Origin of the sequence: Micromonospora arborensis, from assembly GCF_003205615.1 — a bacterium.
GTDB classification, from domain to species: domain Bacteria; phylum Actinomycetota; class Actinomycetes; order Mycobacteriales; family Micromonosporaceae; genus Micromonospora; species Micromonospora arborensis.
Map to the genome: position 1 here is coordinate 74,832 of NZ_PYBV01000038.1, position 15,496 is coordinate 90,327.

General features: G+C 71.7%; 12 protein-coding genes. 8 read left to right on the forward strand and 4 right to left on the reverse strand.

The features are described 5' to 3' along the window. Window positions 1–39: 39 nt before the first annotated feature. Window positions 40–1,602, reverse strand: a complete 1,563-nt coding sequence (locus C7C45_RS26785) for a glycosyltransferase family 39 protein (protein WP_110566565.1) — start codon at window positions 1,600–1,602, stop codon at window positions 40–42. A gap of 195 nt (window positions 1,603–1,797) precedes the next feature. Here C7C45_RS26785 and C7C45_RS26790 point away from each other — a divergent pair, with 195 nt between their 5' ends. The 4 genes from C7C45_RS26790 to C7C45_RS26805 all read left to right on the forward strand — a co-directional run bounded on the left by C7C45_RS26790 (window position 1,798) and on the right by C7C45_RS26805 (window position 6,219). Then, entirely contained in the window at window positions 1,798–2,688 is an 891-nt protein-coding gene (locus C7C45_RS26790) for a glycosyltransferase family 2 protein (RefSeq protein WP_110566567.1), read from the forward strand. A gap of 23 nt (window positions 2,689–2,711) precedes the next feature. Further along, window positions 2,712–3,686, forward strand: a complete 975-nt coding sequence (locus C7C45_RS26795) for an NAD-dependent epimerase/dehydratase family protein (protein WP_167454840.1) — start codon at window positions 2,712–2,714, stop codon at window positions 3,684–3,686. Between the two features lie 22 nt (window positions 3,687–3,708). Continuing rightward, on the forward strand, window positions 3,709–5,013 hold the full coding sequence (locus C7C45_RS26800) for an acyltransferase family protein (RefSeq protein ID WP_110566571.1): 1,305 nt from the start codon (window positions 3,709–3,711) through the stop codon (window positions 5,011–5,013). Between the two features lie 234 nt (window positions 5,014–5,247). Next, window positions 5,248–6,219, forward strand: a complete 972-nt coding sequence (locus C7C45_RS26805) for a DNA polymerase domain-containing protein (RefSeq protein ID WP_110566574.1) — start codon at window positions 5,248–5,250, stop codon at window positions 6,217–6,219. 10 nt (window positions 6,220–6,229) lie between these two features. Here the strand turns inward: C7C45_RS26805 and C7C45_RS26810 are convergent, their stop codons facing one another. Then, window positions 6,230–6,736: an Lrp/AsnC family transcriptional regulator gene (locus C7C45_RS26810; RefSeq protein ID WP_110566576.1), complete on the reverse strand. Its 507-nt coding sequence runs from the start codon at window positions 6,734–6,736 to the stop codon at window positions 6,230–6,232. Between the two features lie 106 nt (window positions 6,737–6,842). Here C7C45_RS26810 and pdhA point away from each other — a divergent pair, with 106 nt between their 5' ends. The 4 genes from pdhA (at window position 6,843) to C7C45_RS26830 (ending at window position 12,238) form a co-directional block, all read left to right on the forward strand. Next, window positions 6,843–8,009 carry a pyruvate dehydrogenase (acetyl-transferring) E1 component subunit alpha gene (gene pdhA / locus C7C45_RS26815; RefSeq protein ID WP_110566578.1) on the forward strand — a complete coding sequence of 389 codons (1,167 nt, stop codon included), beginning with the start codon at window positions 6,843–6,845 and terminating at the stop codon, window positions 8,007–8,009. Beyond that, window positions 8,006–9,022 carry an alpha-ketoacid dehydrogenase subunit beta gene (locus C7C45_RS26820; protein ID WP_208641368.1) on the forward strand — a complete coding sequence of 339 codons (1,017 nt, stop codon included), beginning with the start codon at window positions 8,006–8,008 and terminating at the stop codon, window positions 9,020–9,022. Before pdhA ends, C7C45_RS26820 begins: the two co-directional genes overlap by 4 nt. Next, window positions 9,019–10,440 (forward strand): dihydrolipoamide acetyltransferase family protein, encoded by a 1,422-nt coding sequence (locus tag C7C45_RS26825; protein ID WP_110566637.1) that lies wholly within the window; start codon window positions 9,019–9,021, stop codon window positions 10,438–10,440. Before C7C45_RS26820 ends, C7C45_RS26825 begins: the two co-directional genes overlap by 4 nt. Window positions 10,441–10,570: 130 nt before the next feature. After that, on the forward strand, window positions 10,571–12,238 hold the full coding sequence (locus tag C7C45_RS26830) for a right-handed parallel beta-helix repeat-containing protein (protein WP_110566639.1): 1,668 nt from the start codon (window positions 10,571–10,573) through the stop codon (window positions 12,236–12,238). Between the two features lie 90 nt (window positions 12,239–12,328). Here C7C45_RS26830 and C7C45_RS26835 read toward each other — a convergent pair whose 3' ends face one another. Continuing rightward, window positions 12,329–14,416: a PQQ-dependent sugar dehydrogenase gene (locus C7C45_RS26835; RefSeq protein ID WP_110566582.1), complete on the reverse strand. Its 2,088-nt coding sequence runs from the start codon at window positions 14,414–14,416 to the stop codon at window positions 12,329–12,331. Between the two features lie 22 nt (window positions 14,417–14,438). Continuing rightward, window positions 14,439–15,395 carry a sugar phosphate isomerase/epimerase family protein gene (locus C7C45_RS26840; protein ID WP_110566584.1) on the reverse strand — a complete coding sequence of 319 codons (957 nt, stop codon included), beginning with the start codon at window positions 15,393–15,395 and terminating at the stop codon, window positions 14,439–14,441. Window positions 15,396–15,496: the final 101 nt, after the last annotated feature.

Consider the following 15,496-nt stretch of genomic DNA (forward strand, 5'->3'; position numbering starts at 1 on the left):
ATCCCCTACCCGGGCACCGGCGGCGGTAACCGCACCCGCTCAGCCGCGCCGTCGCAGCAGGGCGACGGTGATGCCGGTCGCGTGGTTCACCCGAACCACCTCGTAACGCTCGGTGAGCACGGCGGCCTGCTTCTTCGGCAGCCCGGCCAGCGGCGCGTCGGTGATCGTCGGCAGCAGCACCCAGATCCGCGGCTCGTTCCGCAGACAGCTCGCCGGGTTGGCACACGCCGCCCCGAACAACTCGTGGCGCTGTGCCGCGGACCGCTGCTCGAAGACGTTGCGCGGCGCGACGTCCGCCGGGAGGTAGTAGCGCACCCCGGGCTCGTGCATCCACCACCAGGGGCCGCCCGCGACGAGGCCGTCACCGGGCTGGTAGTCGGCCTCGATGAGCCGTGCCGCCTGGGAGTAGGACAGTGGCTTGAACGCCCGCGCCTGCGGATAGGTGTACCAGCCGTGCGAGTACTCGCCCCGCAGCGCGAGCTGACCCGGCACGGACAGGGCGGCGACGATCACGAGTGCCACCGCCACCAGCGGGGCGCGGCGCAGCACGGCGATCCCCGCGCCGGCGAGCACGGCCCAGGCCGGCAGCACGAACAGCAGGTACTTGGAGAAGAAGTAGTTGATGTCGCCGGTCGAGGCCACCAGGATCACCGGCAGCGGCAGCACGGCGACCAGCGCCGCGCTCACCGACCGGGCGGCGACGTCGCGGCGCAGGCGGGTCAGCACACCCACCGCGGCCAGCGCGGTCACCGCCACGGCGAGCAGCGTCGAGCCGTACGCCTGCTCCCAGACCGTCCAGGGCGAGCTGTCCGGGATCCAGCTGACCTGCCGCCCGGCCTGCTTCATGCCCCGCAGGATCACCGGCGCGGCGATCGCCGCCCCGCCGGCGGCGGCGAGCGCGAACCAGGCCAGCGACCACCAGCGGCGCTCCCGCCAGCAGTGCAGCAGAACGGCTGCCCCGTGCCCGAGCAGCAGGGTCAGCGCCACCACGTTCACCAGGCCGATGCCGGCCACCGCGAGCGCGTACGCCGCCCAGCGCCACCACGCCGGCCGCTCCAGCGCGCGGAGCAGGAACAGGGTGGCCGCCGCAGCGGCGAGGACGACGAAGGCGTACGAACGGGTCTCCTGCCCGAAGCGGGTGACCGTGGGCACCAGCGCGAAGACGAACCCGGCGGCGACACCCGTCCGGTGGTCGAAGAGCCGCCGTGCCGCCAGCGCCACGCAGGCGGTGGCCAGGGTCATGGCCAGCGCCGACGGCAGTCGCACCGCGGCGGGACCGGTGCCGAACAGCGTCGTCCAGCCGTGCATGAACAGGTAGTAGGCCCCGTGCACGGCGTCGACATTCGCCAGCATGCCCCGGATCTGCCCGGTGGAGCGGGTCGCCACGTCGACGGTGACCAACTCGTCGTGCCACATCTCCGGGCTGCCGAGGCGCCACCCGACGACGAGCGCGGCGAACGCCGTCGGCCAGAACCAGACGCTGAGCGCCAGCCGGCGGGCGAGGGGGACCAGTTGACGTCTCGGCCCGGTGACGGGCCGGGGCGAACTCCCCCCGTCGATCTGCGCGGGATGCGCGTCTGTGGCGACGGCGCGGTCTGACATCGGCGTCCGATCCGGGGGCGGGGGGTACGGGCGCGACGATGATAGCGCCCGCCGAGAGCGGTGTCAGACAGTCATCGGCGCGATGGAGTGAACAGCCGGCCGGTTCGGCGATGGTCGATCGCCGCGGCGAGCCTGATAATGTGGCCCGCGCCCGTCGAGCTTCTCCACCACGCACAGTTAGGGCCTGCCGACCTCATGATCGTCGACATAATGCTGCCGTACTACGGAAGTGTGCCCCTCATGCAGGCGGCAGTACGCAGCGTGATGGCGCAGAGTGACCCTGGCTGGCGCCTCACGGTGGTCGACGACGGCACCGAGCCCGGAGTGCCCGAGTGGTTCGCCGGCATCGACGACGAGCGGGTCCGCTACCAGCGCAACGAGCGCAATCTGGGGATCACCGCCAACTACCGCAAGTGTGTCGGCCTCGCCGAGCACGAGTACCTGGTGATGATGGGCACGGACGACATCATGCACCCGAACTACGTCGCGACGGTGCGATCGGTGATCGAGCAGTACCCGGGCGTCGGCATGGTCCAGCCGGGGGTCGAGGTCATCGACGCCGACGGCACGGTGGTCAACACGATCGTCGACCTGGCCAAGCGGCGGCTCTACGCCCCCCGGATCGACTCCCGCGAGCTGATGGGAGGTGAGGACCTGGCGGCGAGCCTGCTGCGCGGCTGCTGGTTCTACTTCCCGTCGATCTGCTGGCGCACGGACGCGATCAAGGCTGTCGACTTCCGCGAAGAGTTCCAGGTCATCCAGGATCTGGCGCTGGTGATCGACCTGATCCAGCGCGGTGAGCAGATGGCGGTCGACGACACCCTCTGCTTCCAGTACCGGCGGCACGCGGTCAGCAAGTCCTCCGCCGACGCGGTCAACGGCTCCCGGTTCACCGAGGCCCGGGCGTTCTTCATCGATGTCGCCCGGCGGATGGACGAGCAGGGTTGGCCCCGGGCGGCGCGGGCGGCCCGTCGTTACACCTCGTCCCGCGTGCACGCCATCACCATGCTGCCGACGGCGGTCCTCTCGGGCAAGATGGCCGGCGTACGGAGCCTGTCCCGGCACGCGTTCGGGCCGGGCCGATGAACGACGACAGCCAGGGAGATGCCATGACCGTCACGCCACGACGCCCGACGGAGGACGCAGGACAGGCACTGCGGGTGGTGGTGCTCGGCGGCACAGGCTTCCTCGGCCGTCCCATCTGCCGCGCGCTGGCCGACCAGGGCCACGCCGTGGTCGCCGTGGCGCGTAACCCGAAGACCATCGGCCCGGGCGTCGTGGTCCGCGCGCTGGACCTGGCCGCCGCCGACGTCGACGAGATCACCGCGGTGCTGCGTGACCTCGACCCGGACGTGGTGATCAACACGGCGGGCGGGATGTGGGGGCTGAGCGAGGCGCAGATGCTCGCGGTCAACGTCACCCTGGTCGAGCGGCTCACGGAGGCCGCGGCCCGACTGCCCCGGCGGGCCCGGGTGGTCCAGATCGGCAGCGTGCACGAGTACGGGCTGGTCCCGGTCGACACCTCGATGTCCGAGCAGATGACCCCCGCGCCGGTGATGCCGTACGGCGAGTTCAAGTTGCGCTGCACGGCGGCGATCACCGAGGCGGACCGGCAGGGCCGGATCGAGGGCGTCACGCTGCGGGTCGGCAACGTCATCGGCGCCGGCCAGCCCGGGCACAGCCTGCTCGGTGTGGTCGCGAGCCGCCTGCACGACGCCCAGCGGTCCGGTGAGCGGGCACGACTGGAGTTGGCGCCGCTCGGTTCCCGACGCGATTTCATCGGCATCAGTGACGTGGTCGCCGCCGTTCTGCTGGCCGTGACCCGCCCGGACGCCGCCGGCCGCGTGATCAACATCGGTCGGGGGGTGGCGTCCAGTGCGCGTGATATGGTCCGGCTCCTCATCGACGTGAGTGGGGTGCCGACCGACCTCGTCGAGGCCGAGTCCACCGGCCCCGCCGAGACCAACTGGCAGCGGCTCGACGTCGGGCTGGCCGCCGAGGTGCTCGGCTGGTCGCCGAGCGATGATCTGCACACCGAGATGAAGCAGTTGTGGGAGCACGCCGGCGCCGAGGTGCCCGCCTGATGGTCGAGAGGTTCCTGGCCGCATGACTACCCCCGCCCTCGTCCGCTCCCGTGGCACGCTTGCCGACCTGCTCTCCGGCCGCAGCAACGGCATCGGTCTGATCCGGCTCCTCCTCGCCGTCGGCGTCGTGCTCTCGCACTCCAAGCCGCTCGGCTTCGGTGCTCACGACCTTGGCTACTTCCTGACCGGTCGGCAGACCAACGTCGGCACCATGGCCGTCTACGGCTTCTTCGTGCTCTCCGGCCTGCTGATCACCCGCAGCGCCCGGCGTACCGGTCTGATCCGCTACGCCTGGCACCGGGCCCTGCGCATCTTCCCCGGCCTCTGGGTCTGTCTGCTGATCAGCGCGCTGGTGATCGCCCCGCTTGTCACGCTGCGCGAACACGGCACCATCGCCGGCTTCTTCGACAACCCCTGGGACCGGGGCGGCCCGCTGGCCTACCTGCAGGCCAACTGGTGGACCGGCGTCCGTCAGTACGGCGTCGGGGACCTGTTCACGGAGACCACCCCGTGGGGTCAGAAGGTCCACTACAGCGTCTTCAACGGCGCCCTGTGGTCGCTCAAGTACGAGATGTTCTGCTACGTCGTGGTGGGCGTGCTGGCGGTGACCGCGGTGCTGCGCAACGCTCGCCGGTTCGTGCTGTTCCTGACCGTCGCGCTCTACCTGAGCATCCTGCACGACTGGGTGACCTCCGGGCACTTCAGCGGCCCGGCGTCGACGGCGAGTTGGAGCTTCACCCCGCCCCTGGTCGGCGGGATGACCTTCTACTACATCGTCTACCTGGGCTTCCTCTTCGCCGCCGGGGCGACCATGGACCTCTACCGGGAGCGGGTGCCGATCAACGACGCGCTGGGCATCGGCTCGGCGGTGGCGCTCGGGTTGTCGCTGCTCTTCGGTGGCTTCTTCGCCATCGGGCTGCCCGCGTTCGCGTACCTGCTGGTCTGGCTGTCGGTGCGGATGCCGCGTCAGCTGCACTGGGTGGGTCGCAAGAACGACTACTCGTACGGCATCTACATCTACGGCTTCGTCTTCCAGCAGGTGATGACCAGCCTGGGCTGGAGTCGCTGGGGGTACGTGCCGTTCGCGGCGATGTCGGTCGCGGTCGCCTTCGCCGCCGCGTTCCTCTCCTGGAAGCTGGTCGAGCGGCCGGCGCTGCGGTTGAAGGACTGGACGCCGGGCTTCGTGGCACGCCGGTCGTCGCAGCGGGTGCCGGTCGAGCAGCAGACCGCGGTGGCCGAGGAGCCACCCGGGACACCGCCGGCGCAGCTCGGTGGCCCGACGCAGGAGTTGCCGCAGCAGCCCGCCACGCTGGTCACCGGCCGGTAGCGGTCAACCACATAGGTCGCCCTCCGTCACTCCTGGCGGAGGGCGACTGCGTGGACGTGGCCCGGTTTCGGGACAGCGACGCGACACCTCGATGGGCAACAATGTCCGTCAAGGGCGGCCCGGGGGCCTGGACAAGGGGTGAAGCCGACGATGGCATCTTTCTCTTCGTCGGGCTGCCGCTGATTCTGCTCGGCGTCCTGCTGATCAGCTGACCGGCGTCGTACCCTCAGCGTCATGGCGACGGCGGCGGAGGAGATCCAGGTGGGGGAGCGGCTGGTCCGCGTCTCCAGCCCCGACAAGCCGTACTTCCCGGAGCGTGGGCTGACCAAGCTGGACGTGGTCCGCTACTTCCTGGCGGTGGGTGACGGCATCCTGCGCGCGCTGCGGGACCGGCCGACGATGCTGGAACGCTGGCCGCGTGGCGTCTTCGAGGGCGCGACGATCGCCACCCGGCAGACCAACCGGGGCGACGCGTTCTATCAGAAGCGGCTGCCGGCGGGCGCGCCCGAGTGGGTGCGCACCGCGCACATCACCTTCCCCAGCGGTCGCACCGCCGACGAGGTCGCACCGAGCGAGTTGGCCGTGGTGATCTGGGCGGCCAACCTGGGCACCCTGCGTTTCCACCCGTGGCCGGTCACCGCCGCCGACGTGGAACGCCCCGACCAGTTGCGCATCGACCTCGACCCGATGCCCGGCGTCGGGTTCGAGCAGGTGGTGCCGGTCGCCCGGGAGGTGCGGGCGTTCCTCGCCGAGCTGGGTCTGACCGGCTACCCGAAGACCACCGGCGGGCGGGGCCTGCACGTCTACCTGTCGATCGAGCCGCGGTGGAGCTTCGGCGAGTGCCGTCGGGCGGTGCTCGCCCTGGGCCGCGAGATGCAGCGCCGGCTGCCGGAGCTGGTCACCACCACCTGGTGGCGCGACCAGCGGGACCGGCCGGTCTTCGTCGACTACAACCAGATGTCCCGCGACCACACGATGGCCTCGGCGTACTCGATCCGCCCCACGCCCCGAGCCCTGGTGTCGGCGCCGCTGGAGTGGGCGGAGTTGGACGATGCCCGACCGGAGGACTTCGACGTGCTGTCCGTGCCGGCCCGCTTCGCCGAGCGCGGCGACCCGCACGCCGGCCTGGACGGTGACCGGCACTCGCTGGAGCCGCTGCTGGAGTTGGCCGACCGGGAAGGGCTGGAAGCCCCGCCCGAACGGTGACCGGCCAGGCCTACTGCCAGGGGCTCTGCGTCCCGCCGAACTCCTCGAAGACCAGCCACGAACGCGTCGACAGCACCCCGGCGATGCGCTGCACCCGGTCCAGCACCACGTCCCGCAGCGCGGCGTTGTCCGGGGCCCGGACCAGGGCCAGCACGTCGTGTTCGCCGCTGAGCAACGCGACGTGCTCGACGTAGCGGACCCGGGCCAGCTCGGCCGACACCTCGCGCCAGGTGTTCTGTTCGATCGTCAACGCCATGTACGCCGAGGTGCCCAACCCGGCCGCCTCGGGTGCCACCTGGGCCCGGAAGCCGGTGATCACCCCGTCGCGTACCAGCCGCTCCACCCGCGCGTACGCGTTGGTGCGGGAGATGTGGATCCGCTCGGCGAGGGTGCGTACCGACGTTCGGCCGTCCCGGACCAGCTCGTCGAGGATCCGCCGGTCCACCTCGTCGAGGGCTCGGGCCGATCGTCCCGATCCCGCTGCCCGGCCCGCTTCGTCGGCGGTCTCCTGGCTCACAGGTGAATACTCCGCATACCAATCGTCCCGCCTTCTGCGTGGATCTTGAGTCAATCATCCGTCAAGCGGAAGCATAGGCTCACCACACGTCCCAGGAGGTTCCGCCGTGACGACCACTCCCCAGGCGGTCCGCAGGGCATCCCCGCGTACCCGTCGGGCGGCCACCCCGCCCGACCCGGCGCGCCCGCTGCTGCCGGACGCCGAGCCGGTCCGCCTGCTCGACAAGAGCGGCACCCCGCTGCCCGCCCGTACCGACTACCCGGAGCCACCCGTCGAGGTACTACGCGAGCTGTACCGCCGGATGGTGCTCGGCCGCCGTTTCGACACCCAGGCGACCGCCCTGACCAAGCAGGGCCGCCTGGCCGTCTACCCGTCCTCGCGGGGCCAGGAGGCGTGCCAGGTCGGCGCGGTCCTCGCGGTCCGCGACAGCGACTGGGTCTTCCCCACCTACCGTGAATCGATGGCTTTGGTTGCCCGCGGCATCGATCCGGTCGAGGTGCTCACCCTGCTGCGCGGCGACTGGCACTGCGGCTACGACCCGACCGAGGTGCGGACCGCGCCGCAGTGCACCCCGCTCGCCACCCAGTGCGTGCACGCCGCCGGGCTGGCGCACGGCGAGGCGTACCAGGGTCGCGACACCGTGGCCCTGGCCTTCATCGGCGACGGCGCGACGAGCGAGGGCGACTTCCACGAGGGCATCAACTTCGCCGCCGTGTTCAAGGCGCCGGTGGTCTACTTCGTGCAGAACAACCGGTACGCCATCAGCGTCCCGCTGTCGCGGCAGACCGCCGCGCCGTCGCTGGCCTACAAGGGCGTCGGCTACGGCGTGCCCAGCGAGCAGGTCGACGGCAACGACCCGGTCGCGGTGCTCGCCGTGCTCACCCGCGCGGTCGCCCACGCCCGGGCCGGCAACGGACCGTTCCTGGTCGAGGCGCACACCTACCGGATGGAGCCGCACACCAACGCCGACGACGCCACTCGCTACCGCGACGGGGCCGAGGTCGACGCCTGGCGCGACCGGGACCCGATCGCCCGGCTGGAGACCTACCTGCGGGCCCGCGGAGTGCTCGACGACGCGGCCGTCGCCGAGGTCGCCGAGCAGGCCGAGGCGTACGCGGCGGACCTGCGGACCCGGATGAACGACCAGCCCAGCGTCGACCCGCTGAGCCTCTTCGACCACGTCTACGCCCAGCCCACCCCGCAGCTGATCGAACAACGTGAGCAGGTCCGCGCCGAGCTGGCCGCCGCTCGCGACGAGGAGGGTGACGCCTGATGGCCACCACCATGGCCAAGGCGCTCAACACCGCGCTGGCCGACGCTCTCGCCGCCGACGACCGGGTCGTCGTCTTCGGAGAGGACGTCGGCCAACTCGGCGGCGTCTTCCGGATCACCGACGGCCTGCAGGCCCGGTTCGGCGAAGACCGCTGCTTCGACACCCCCCTCGCCGAGGCCGGCATCGTCGGCTTCGCCGTCGGGCTGGCCATGTCCGGCCTGCGACCGGTGGTCGAGATGCAGTTCGACGCGTTCGCGTACCCGGCGTTCGAGCAGATCGCCTCGCACGTGGCGAAGCTGCGCAACCGGACCCGCGGCGCGCTGAGCGTGCCGATCGTCATCCGCGTGCCGTACGCCGGCGGCATCGGCGGGGTCGAGCACCACTGCGACTCGTCCGAGGCGTACTACGCGCACACCCCCGGCTTGAAGGTGGTGACCCCGGCGACCGTCGAGGACGCGTACTCGCTGCTGCGCGAGGCGATCGACGACCCCGACCCGGTGGTCTTCATGGAGCCGAAGAAGCTCTACTTCGCCAGCGCCGACGCGTCTCTGCCGGCCCGGACCGAGCCGTTCGGCCGGGCCGTGGTGCGCCGTCCGGGACGCGACGCCACCCTGGTGGCGTACGGGCCGGCGGTGCCGGTCGCGCTGGAGGCCGCCGAGGCCGCCCGCGAGGAGGGCTGGGACCTGGAGGTGGTGGACGTGCGCACCATCGTGCCGTTCGACGACGCCACCATCACCGCCTCGGTCCGGCGTACCGGTCGCTGCGTGGTGATCCAGGAGGCGCCCGGCTTCGCCGGGGTCGGCGCGGAGATCGCCGCCCGGGTGCAGGAACGTTGCTTCCACGCCCTGCACGCCCCGGTGCTGCGGGTCGCCGGACTGGACATCCCGTACCCGGCGCCGATGCTGGAGCACACCCACCTGCCCGGGGTGGACCGGGTGCTCGACGCGGTGGCCCGGTTGCAGTGGGACGACCAGCCGGACCCGCGCTGGGCGGCGCAGGGCAGCGCGGCATGACCACCGTCGAACGGACGCAGGTCTTCCTCCTGCCCGACCTGGGCGAGGGGCTGAGCGAGGCCGAGATCGTCGAGTGGCGGGTCGCGGTCGGTGACGTGGTCACGGTCGACCAGAGCGTGGTCGAGGTGGAGACCGCCAAGGCGGTCGTCGACGTGCCCTGTCCGTACGCCGGCCGGGTCGTGACCCTGCACGGCGCGGCCGGTGAGGTACGCCCGGTCGGCCAGCCGTTGATCACCATCGCGCCACTGGACGGTGGTGACGAGCCCGCGGGGCATGCCACCTACCGCGAGGAGGAGCGGGCCGGCTCCGGCAACGTGCTGATCGGGTACGGCACCGGACACGGCAACACCACCCGGCGTCGGCGCCGCCCTCGGCTGACACTCGCCCCCGATCCGGCCGACACCGCCCCGACCGGCGGCGCTGCCCCGACCGGCGGCGCTGCCCCGACCGGCGGGATCAGCGCGGCTACCGGCGGTGCCCCGGGTACGGGCGACGTGCCCGGCCAGCCGGCGAGGCCGACCGCCCTGGTCATCTCGCCGATCGTGCGGCGGCTGGCCCGGGAGCGCGGCATCGATCTGGGCACGGTACGCGGCACCGGGCCGGGCGGGGTGATCCGCCGCGCCGACGTGGAGGCGGTGCCGACGGTGCCCGCCGCCCGGCTCGCCGCCGTGCCGGACCCGCACGTCGCCCCGACCCCGCAGGCCGGATCGGCCCCGTCCACGGACGGGGACGTGATCATCCCGCTCACCGGTGTCCGCAAGGCGATCGCCGACAAGCTCTCCCGCAGCCGGCGAGAGATCCCGGAGGTGACCATCTGGGTCGACGTGGACGCCACCGGTCTGTTGGAGACCCGGGCCGCGATCAACGCGGCGACGCCCGACGCGCCGGTGAGCATCCTGGCCCTGCTGGCCCGGATCTGCCTCAGCGGGCTGCGCCGGTTCCCGCAGCTCAACGCCCGGGTCGACACCGAGGCGCAGCGGATCGTCCAGTCCGCCGGGGTGCACCTCGGCATCGCCGCGCAGACCGACCGGGGTCTGCTGGTGCCGGTGCTGCGCGACGCCCAACGACTCACCACCGCCGAGTTGGCCGCCGAACTGGCGGCCACCACCACCGCCGCGCGGGCGGGCAGCCTGCCGCCGGCCCGGCTGACCGGCGGCACGTTCACGCTCAACAACTACGGGGTGTTCGGCGTGGACGGCTCCACGCCGATCATCAACCACCCCGAGGCGGCTCTGCTCGGGGTCGGGCGGATCGTGGACAAGCCGTGGGTGGTCGACGGGCAGCTCGCCGTTCGCAAGGTGACCCAGCTCAGCCTCACCTTCGACCATCGGGTCTGCGACGGTGGGGTGGCCGGCGGTTTCCTACGGCACGTCGCCGACTGCGTGGAGCGCCCGGCGCTGCTGATCGCCGCCGTCTGACGGCGTACCCCCGGTCCCGGCGTCGCCTGCGCGGCGCCGGGACCGGCGTACGTCCGGGGTTTCCCGGCGGCGTCATCGGGAAGTCGGCCCCGCCGAACGCGTCGAAGGGAGCCGGCCGGTGGCGTACGACATGCTGCTCAACTCGGTCCGGGTACGACGGCCCGCCTCGGCCGGCGCACCGCTGTACTGCGACGCCCTGGAGTACGGGCTGACCGGCGACGGCGCGACCAACGACCAGCCGGCGCTCGCCGCCCTCGTGGACCGGCTCGGCGGCGGCTACGCCGCAGACGGACGGGCCCGGGTCATCTACTGCCCACCGGGCATCTACTCGATCCGCGACGCCGGCACGGTCTGGCGCAGCGGCGTGTCACTGGTCGGGGCCGGGCCGGCGGCGACCCGGTTCATGCTCAGCAACGAGGGCAACCGGGCCGACCCGACCCCGTTGGCCTTCTGGACGACGGTGCAGCACGGTGCCGACCGGGACCGGCACATCGCCGACTGCACCTTCTCCGACTTCCAGATCGACGGCTCCGGTGTGGCGATGGCCGAGTACAACTACCTGGCCAAGGGGCTCGGCCTCCAATACGTGGTGCGGGGCGTGTTCCGCAACCTCTACATCCACCACACCGCGGCCACCGGGCTGGGCTGTGACTTCCTCCAGGACTCGCTCATCGACGGGGTGGTGGTGGTCGGCTGCGGCCGACTGGACAACGGCGAGCAACTGGGCGGAGCCGGCATCGGGGTCGGCATCGGCGGCTGGGGCTCCGAGGAGCGGCTGACCATCGCCAACTGCACCGCGTTGGCCAACGGCACCAACGGGATCTTCCTGGAGCTGCAGAAGGACTACTGGGAACAGCCGCGCGGCTACCGCATCGTCGGGTGCCACAGCCAGGGCAACCGGTTCGGCATCTCCGACTGGGGCGCCGACGGGCTGATCGTCTCCGCCTGCACGATGACAAGCAACCTGGAGACCGGCTTCGACGTGTCGGCGCAGGGCACCTCGTCCGTGGCCGGCCGGGGAGGGCTGCTCACCGACTGCGTCATCGACGGCAACATGCGCGACGGCGTCAGGATCGGCAACAGCCCCGGCCCGTACACCGTCCGGGGCAACCGGATCAGCGGCAACGGCCGGCACGGCTATCACGCGCTCGACCTGGGGCGCGGCTACCAGGGCTCGATCCGCGAGGTCGTGATCGAGAGCAACGAGTTCTGGGGCAACGGGCTCGACGCGGTCCGGATCGACCACCAGATGGCCGACGCGGTGCTGCTCAACAACCGGATCCGCAACAACGGGCGACAGTACGCCGAGGGCGCCGGCGGTGCCGGTGCTGCCGTCCACTACGGCGAGCGGTGCCTGGTGGACCGGTCGGCCAACTGGCCGCACGACGGGCACCGGGGCAAGGTTCTGCGGGTCGGACGAACCGTTGCCATGGTGGCCTCGAACACCGGCGACGAACTCACCCTCGCCCCGGTCCGCCCGGACGGGATCAGCGCCTGGAGCGGGGACGTGCCACCACCGGGTTGCGAATACGAACTGGCTGCCGCGCCGCAGCGGCGGGCCGGGATCACCATCGATGCGCCGTTCGACTCGGCCACCATCCGCGGCAACCGGATCTGGGACAGCAACGACGACCAGAGCCAGACGCACGGGCTGTGGATCACCGAGCGGGGCAGTTGCGTGGGCTGCCGGGTCGAGGACAACGACCTCGCCGGCAACGCCGACGACGGGATGCGGCTGGACACCCCGCCGGTGGGTGGACGCTGGCGGGACAACCACGTCGACAGCGACTGGAGCTGAGCGGCGGCCGGCACCCCGCGACGGGCGGGCGCGACGACGAGCGGCGACGACCGGAGTGATCCGGCCGCCGCCGCTGTCATCGTGCGGTGGTCAGCCGGCCAGGCCGGCCACCGGGGTCGGGTCCAGCACGACCTCGGCCGAGCCCGACTGCGCGGGTGTGCCCGCGTCGGTGTACTCCGCGACGAACACGGCGGTCAGGTTGTCCGCACCGCTGTGCCCACTGTCGAGGAAGGTGGGAATGGTCCCGGAGCAACCCGTCGAGGTGGAGAGCGGGTGCCCGTGCTCGTCGTGCCCGAGCACGTAGGTGACCTTCACCTTGGAGCAGTCCACCGGCAGGTCGTCGGTGACCTTCACCTCGTACGCGACGGTTTGCCCGAACTGGAAGGGCTGCCCGGCCTCCGGGGTGACGAACTCGACCACCGGCGCGGTCGGCCCGACCACCAGCGGCAGGGATGCCGAGGCGGACCGTCCGGTGCGGTCGGTCACCTTCAGCGTCGGCGTGTACGAGCCGTTCTCCGGGAACGTCCAGGTCGCGTTCGGATTGGTGCTGTCCACCGAACCGTCCGCGTTGAAGTCCCACGCGTAGCTGAGCTTGTCACCGTCCGGGTCGGTGGTGCCGGCGCTGGAGAACGCGACGGTCAGCGGGGCCGACCCGACGGTCGGCGTGCCGCTGATCTTCGGGATCGGCGTCCGGTTGCCCCGGACGAAGTCGATCCGGGACAGCTGGGCGTCCGGGTTCTCGGCGAAGTAGCCGTCACCGTACTCCAGTACGTAGAGCGCGCCGTCCGGGCCGAACTCCATGTCCATCGGGTTGTCCACCACCAGCGATGGCGCCACCGGACGGATGTCCGTCACGTCGCCGTCGGAGTCGAGGCGGAACTCCTTGATGTAGTCCCGGGTCCACTCGTAGAACAGCGGCACCCCGTCGTAGTACGCCGGCCAGCGGGTACGCGACGTGCTGGTCCCGTCGTAGTCGTACGCCGGGCCGCCCATCGGAGCGATGCCGCCGGTGCCCAGCTGCGGGAACTCGGCCGAAGGGGCGGCCGCGTACCAGACCTGCGGCTGCTCGACCGGTGGCAGCACGCGCTTGCCGGTGTTGTGCGGTGAGTCGTTGACCGGGCGCTTGCAGTTGAACTTCGGCCCCGACTCGCCGGTGGCGAAGTCGTAGTCGCGGTAGGCGATCGTCGGCGTCACGCAGTACGGCCAGCCGTAGTTCGCCGGCTTGTCGACGAGCATCCACCGGCCGTGCCCGGCCGGGCCGCGCTCCGGGTTCGGGTTGGAGGCGTCCGGGGAGTAGTCGCCCACGTACACGTTGTCGGTGCGCCGGTCGACGGAGAACCGGAACGCGTTGCGCAGCCCCATCGCGTAGATCTCCGGGCGGGTCTGCGCCGTGCCCGGCTTGAACAGGTTGCCGGCCGGCACCGTGTAACCGCCGCCGGCCTTCACCTTGATGCGCAGCAGCTTGCCGCGCAGGTCGTTGGTGTTGGCCGCCGAGCGCTGGGCGTCGAACGCCGGGTGGCGGTCGGCCCGCTCGTCGATCGGGATGTAGCCGTCGGAGGCGAACGGGTTGGTGTCGTCACCGGTCGACAGGTACAGGTTGCCCAAGCTGTCGAAGTCGATCTGGCCGCCGACGTGGCAGCAGATGCCCCGGTCGGTCGGCACGTCGATGATCTGCTGCTCGCTGGCGAGGTTGAGCTTCATCCCGTCCAGCTTGAACCGGGACAGCCGCAGCGCGCCCTTGAACGGCTGCCAGTCGGCCTCGGTGCCGGTCTCCGGCGCGTCCCCCTCGTTGACGCCGGGGGTCGCCGGGTCGTCCACCGGCGTGTCCATGGGCGGCGAGTAGTAGAGGTAGACCCACTTGTTCTGGGCGAAGTTCGGGTCGATGGCGACCCCCTGCAGCCCTTCCTCGTCGTGCTCGTACACCGGGATGTCGGCGGCGAGGGTGTTCAGCCCGGTGCGCGGGTCGTGGATACGGACCTCGCCGGTGCGGGAGGTGTGCAGCACCCGCAGGTCGGGCAGGACGGCGAGGCTCATCGGCTCGCCCGGGAAGTCGTTCAGTGTCACTTTCTGGAAGCTGCTGTCCGGCGGCGCGGCCGGAGCTGCGGCCGCTGCCGACGGTGGTACGGCCAGACCGGCCGTCACCAGCAGCAGGGCGGACACGAATGCGGTCCTGTTCATCAAAATTGTCCCCCGAGGTGTTTCAGTACCGGAGTGAAGCGAGAAAGTCGAAGCCGACCCGGGCGGTGTCCAGGGCGTCGGCGGGGGAGCGTGGCGAGGTGCCGGCGTCGTCGCGCTCCACGATGTACTCCTCGATGCCGGCCTCCCGCTCGTAGGCGAAGATCCGGCCGAAGTCGATGACGCCGTCCCCGAGATCGGCGAAACCACCCTCGACGTCGAGGTCCTTGACGTGCACCTGGCGGATCCGGCCGCGGTTGGCCCGGATCACGTCGATCGGGTCGTGCGCGCCGCGCCAGGTCCAGTAGAGGTCGAGCTCGAAGTGGACGAGCCGGGGGTCGGTCTGCGAGGTGAGGATGTCGAACCCGGTCGAGCCGCCGGTCAGCGGCACGAACTCGAGCTGGTGGTTGTGGTAACCGAAGTCGAGCCCCGCGCGTTCGGCGAGCCGACCGGCGCGGTTCAGGTCCCGGGCCAGGGCGCGGTAGACGGCGGGGTCCCGGATCGCCTGGCCGTTGGCGTCCCGGCCGAAGTACGGGTGGACGATCTTCTTGCTGCCCAGGATGTTCGCGTCGGCGAGGGCGCGCTCCCAGGTGGCGTCGTCGAAGGGTTGCGGAATGGCGGTGTGCCCGGAGGTGGAGCGCAGGCCGGCCTCGTCGAGCGCGGCCCGGAACTGTGCGGCGGTGCGTCCGACGAAACCGGCGTGCTCCACTCGCCGGTAGCCGATCCGGCGCAGCGCGTCCAGCGTGCCGGGCAGGTCGGCGGTGAGCTGGTCGCGCAGCGTGTAGAGCTGGATGCTGATCCGGTCGACCGGCACCCGGCGCCGACCCTGGGACTGCCCGACGGGCGCGGCGGTGGCCGGGCTGGCGAGCAGGCCGGCGGCGCCGACGGCGGCGGCGGAGACGGTCGCGGCGCGTAGCACTCCACGCCGGCTGACCGGCTCGGACGCCAGTGCCGGCTCCGGTCGGTTGATCTGTTGATCCATGGTGGTGGTCCCTTCCTGACGGCAGGTACGCCGTCGACGGCAGTCGACCTGGCGGCCGCCGCCCGGGCACGCCGAGCCAGCCGGAGACGGACGGGCTTCGG

Bases quoted from the DNA above. Each gene is read 5' to 3' on its own strand.
- C7C45_RS26785 (WP_110566565.1), bottom strand. From the start codon at position 1,602: ATGTCAGACCGCGCCGTCGCCACAGACGCGCATCCCGCGCAGATCGAC.
- C7C45_RS26790 (WP_110566567.1), top strand. From the start codon at position 1,798: ATGATCGTCGACATAATGCTGCCGTACTACGGAAGTGTGCCCCTCATG.
- C7C45_RS26795 (WP_167454840.1), top strand. From the start codon at position 2,712: ATGACCGTCACGCCACGACGCCCGACGGAGGACGCAGGACAGGCACTG.
- C7C45_RS26800 (WP_110566571.1), top strand. From the start codon at position 3,709: ATGACTACCCCCGCCCTCGTCCGCTCCCGTGGCACGCTTGCCGACCTG.
- C7C45_RS26805 (WP_110566574.1), top strand. From the start codon at position 5,248: ATGGCGACGGCGGCGGAGGAGATCCAGGTGGGGGAGCGGCTGGTCCGC.
- C7C45_RS26825 (WP_110566637.1), top strand. From the start codon at position 9,019: ATGACCACCGTCGAACGGACGCAGGTCTTCCTCCTGCCCGACCTGGGC.
- C7C45_RS26830 (WP_110566639.1), top strand. From the start codon at position 10,571: ATGCTGCTCAACTCGGTCCGGGTACGACGGCCCGCCTCGGCCGGCGCA.
- C7C45_RS26835 (WP_110566582.1), bottom strand. From the start codon at position 14,416: ATGAACAGGACCGCATTCGTGTCCGCCCTGCTGCTGGTGACGGCCGGT.
- C7C45_RS26840 (WP_110566584.1), bottom strand. From the start codon at position 15,395: ATGGATCAACAGATCAACCGACCGGAGCCGGCACTGGCGTCCGAGCCG.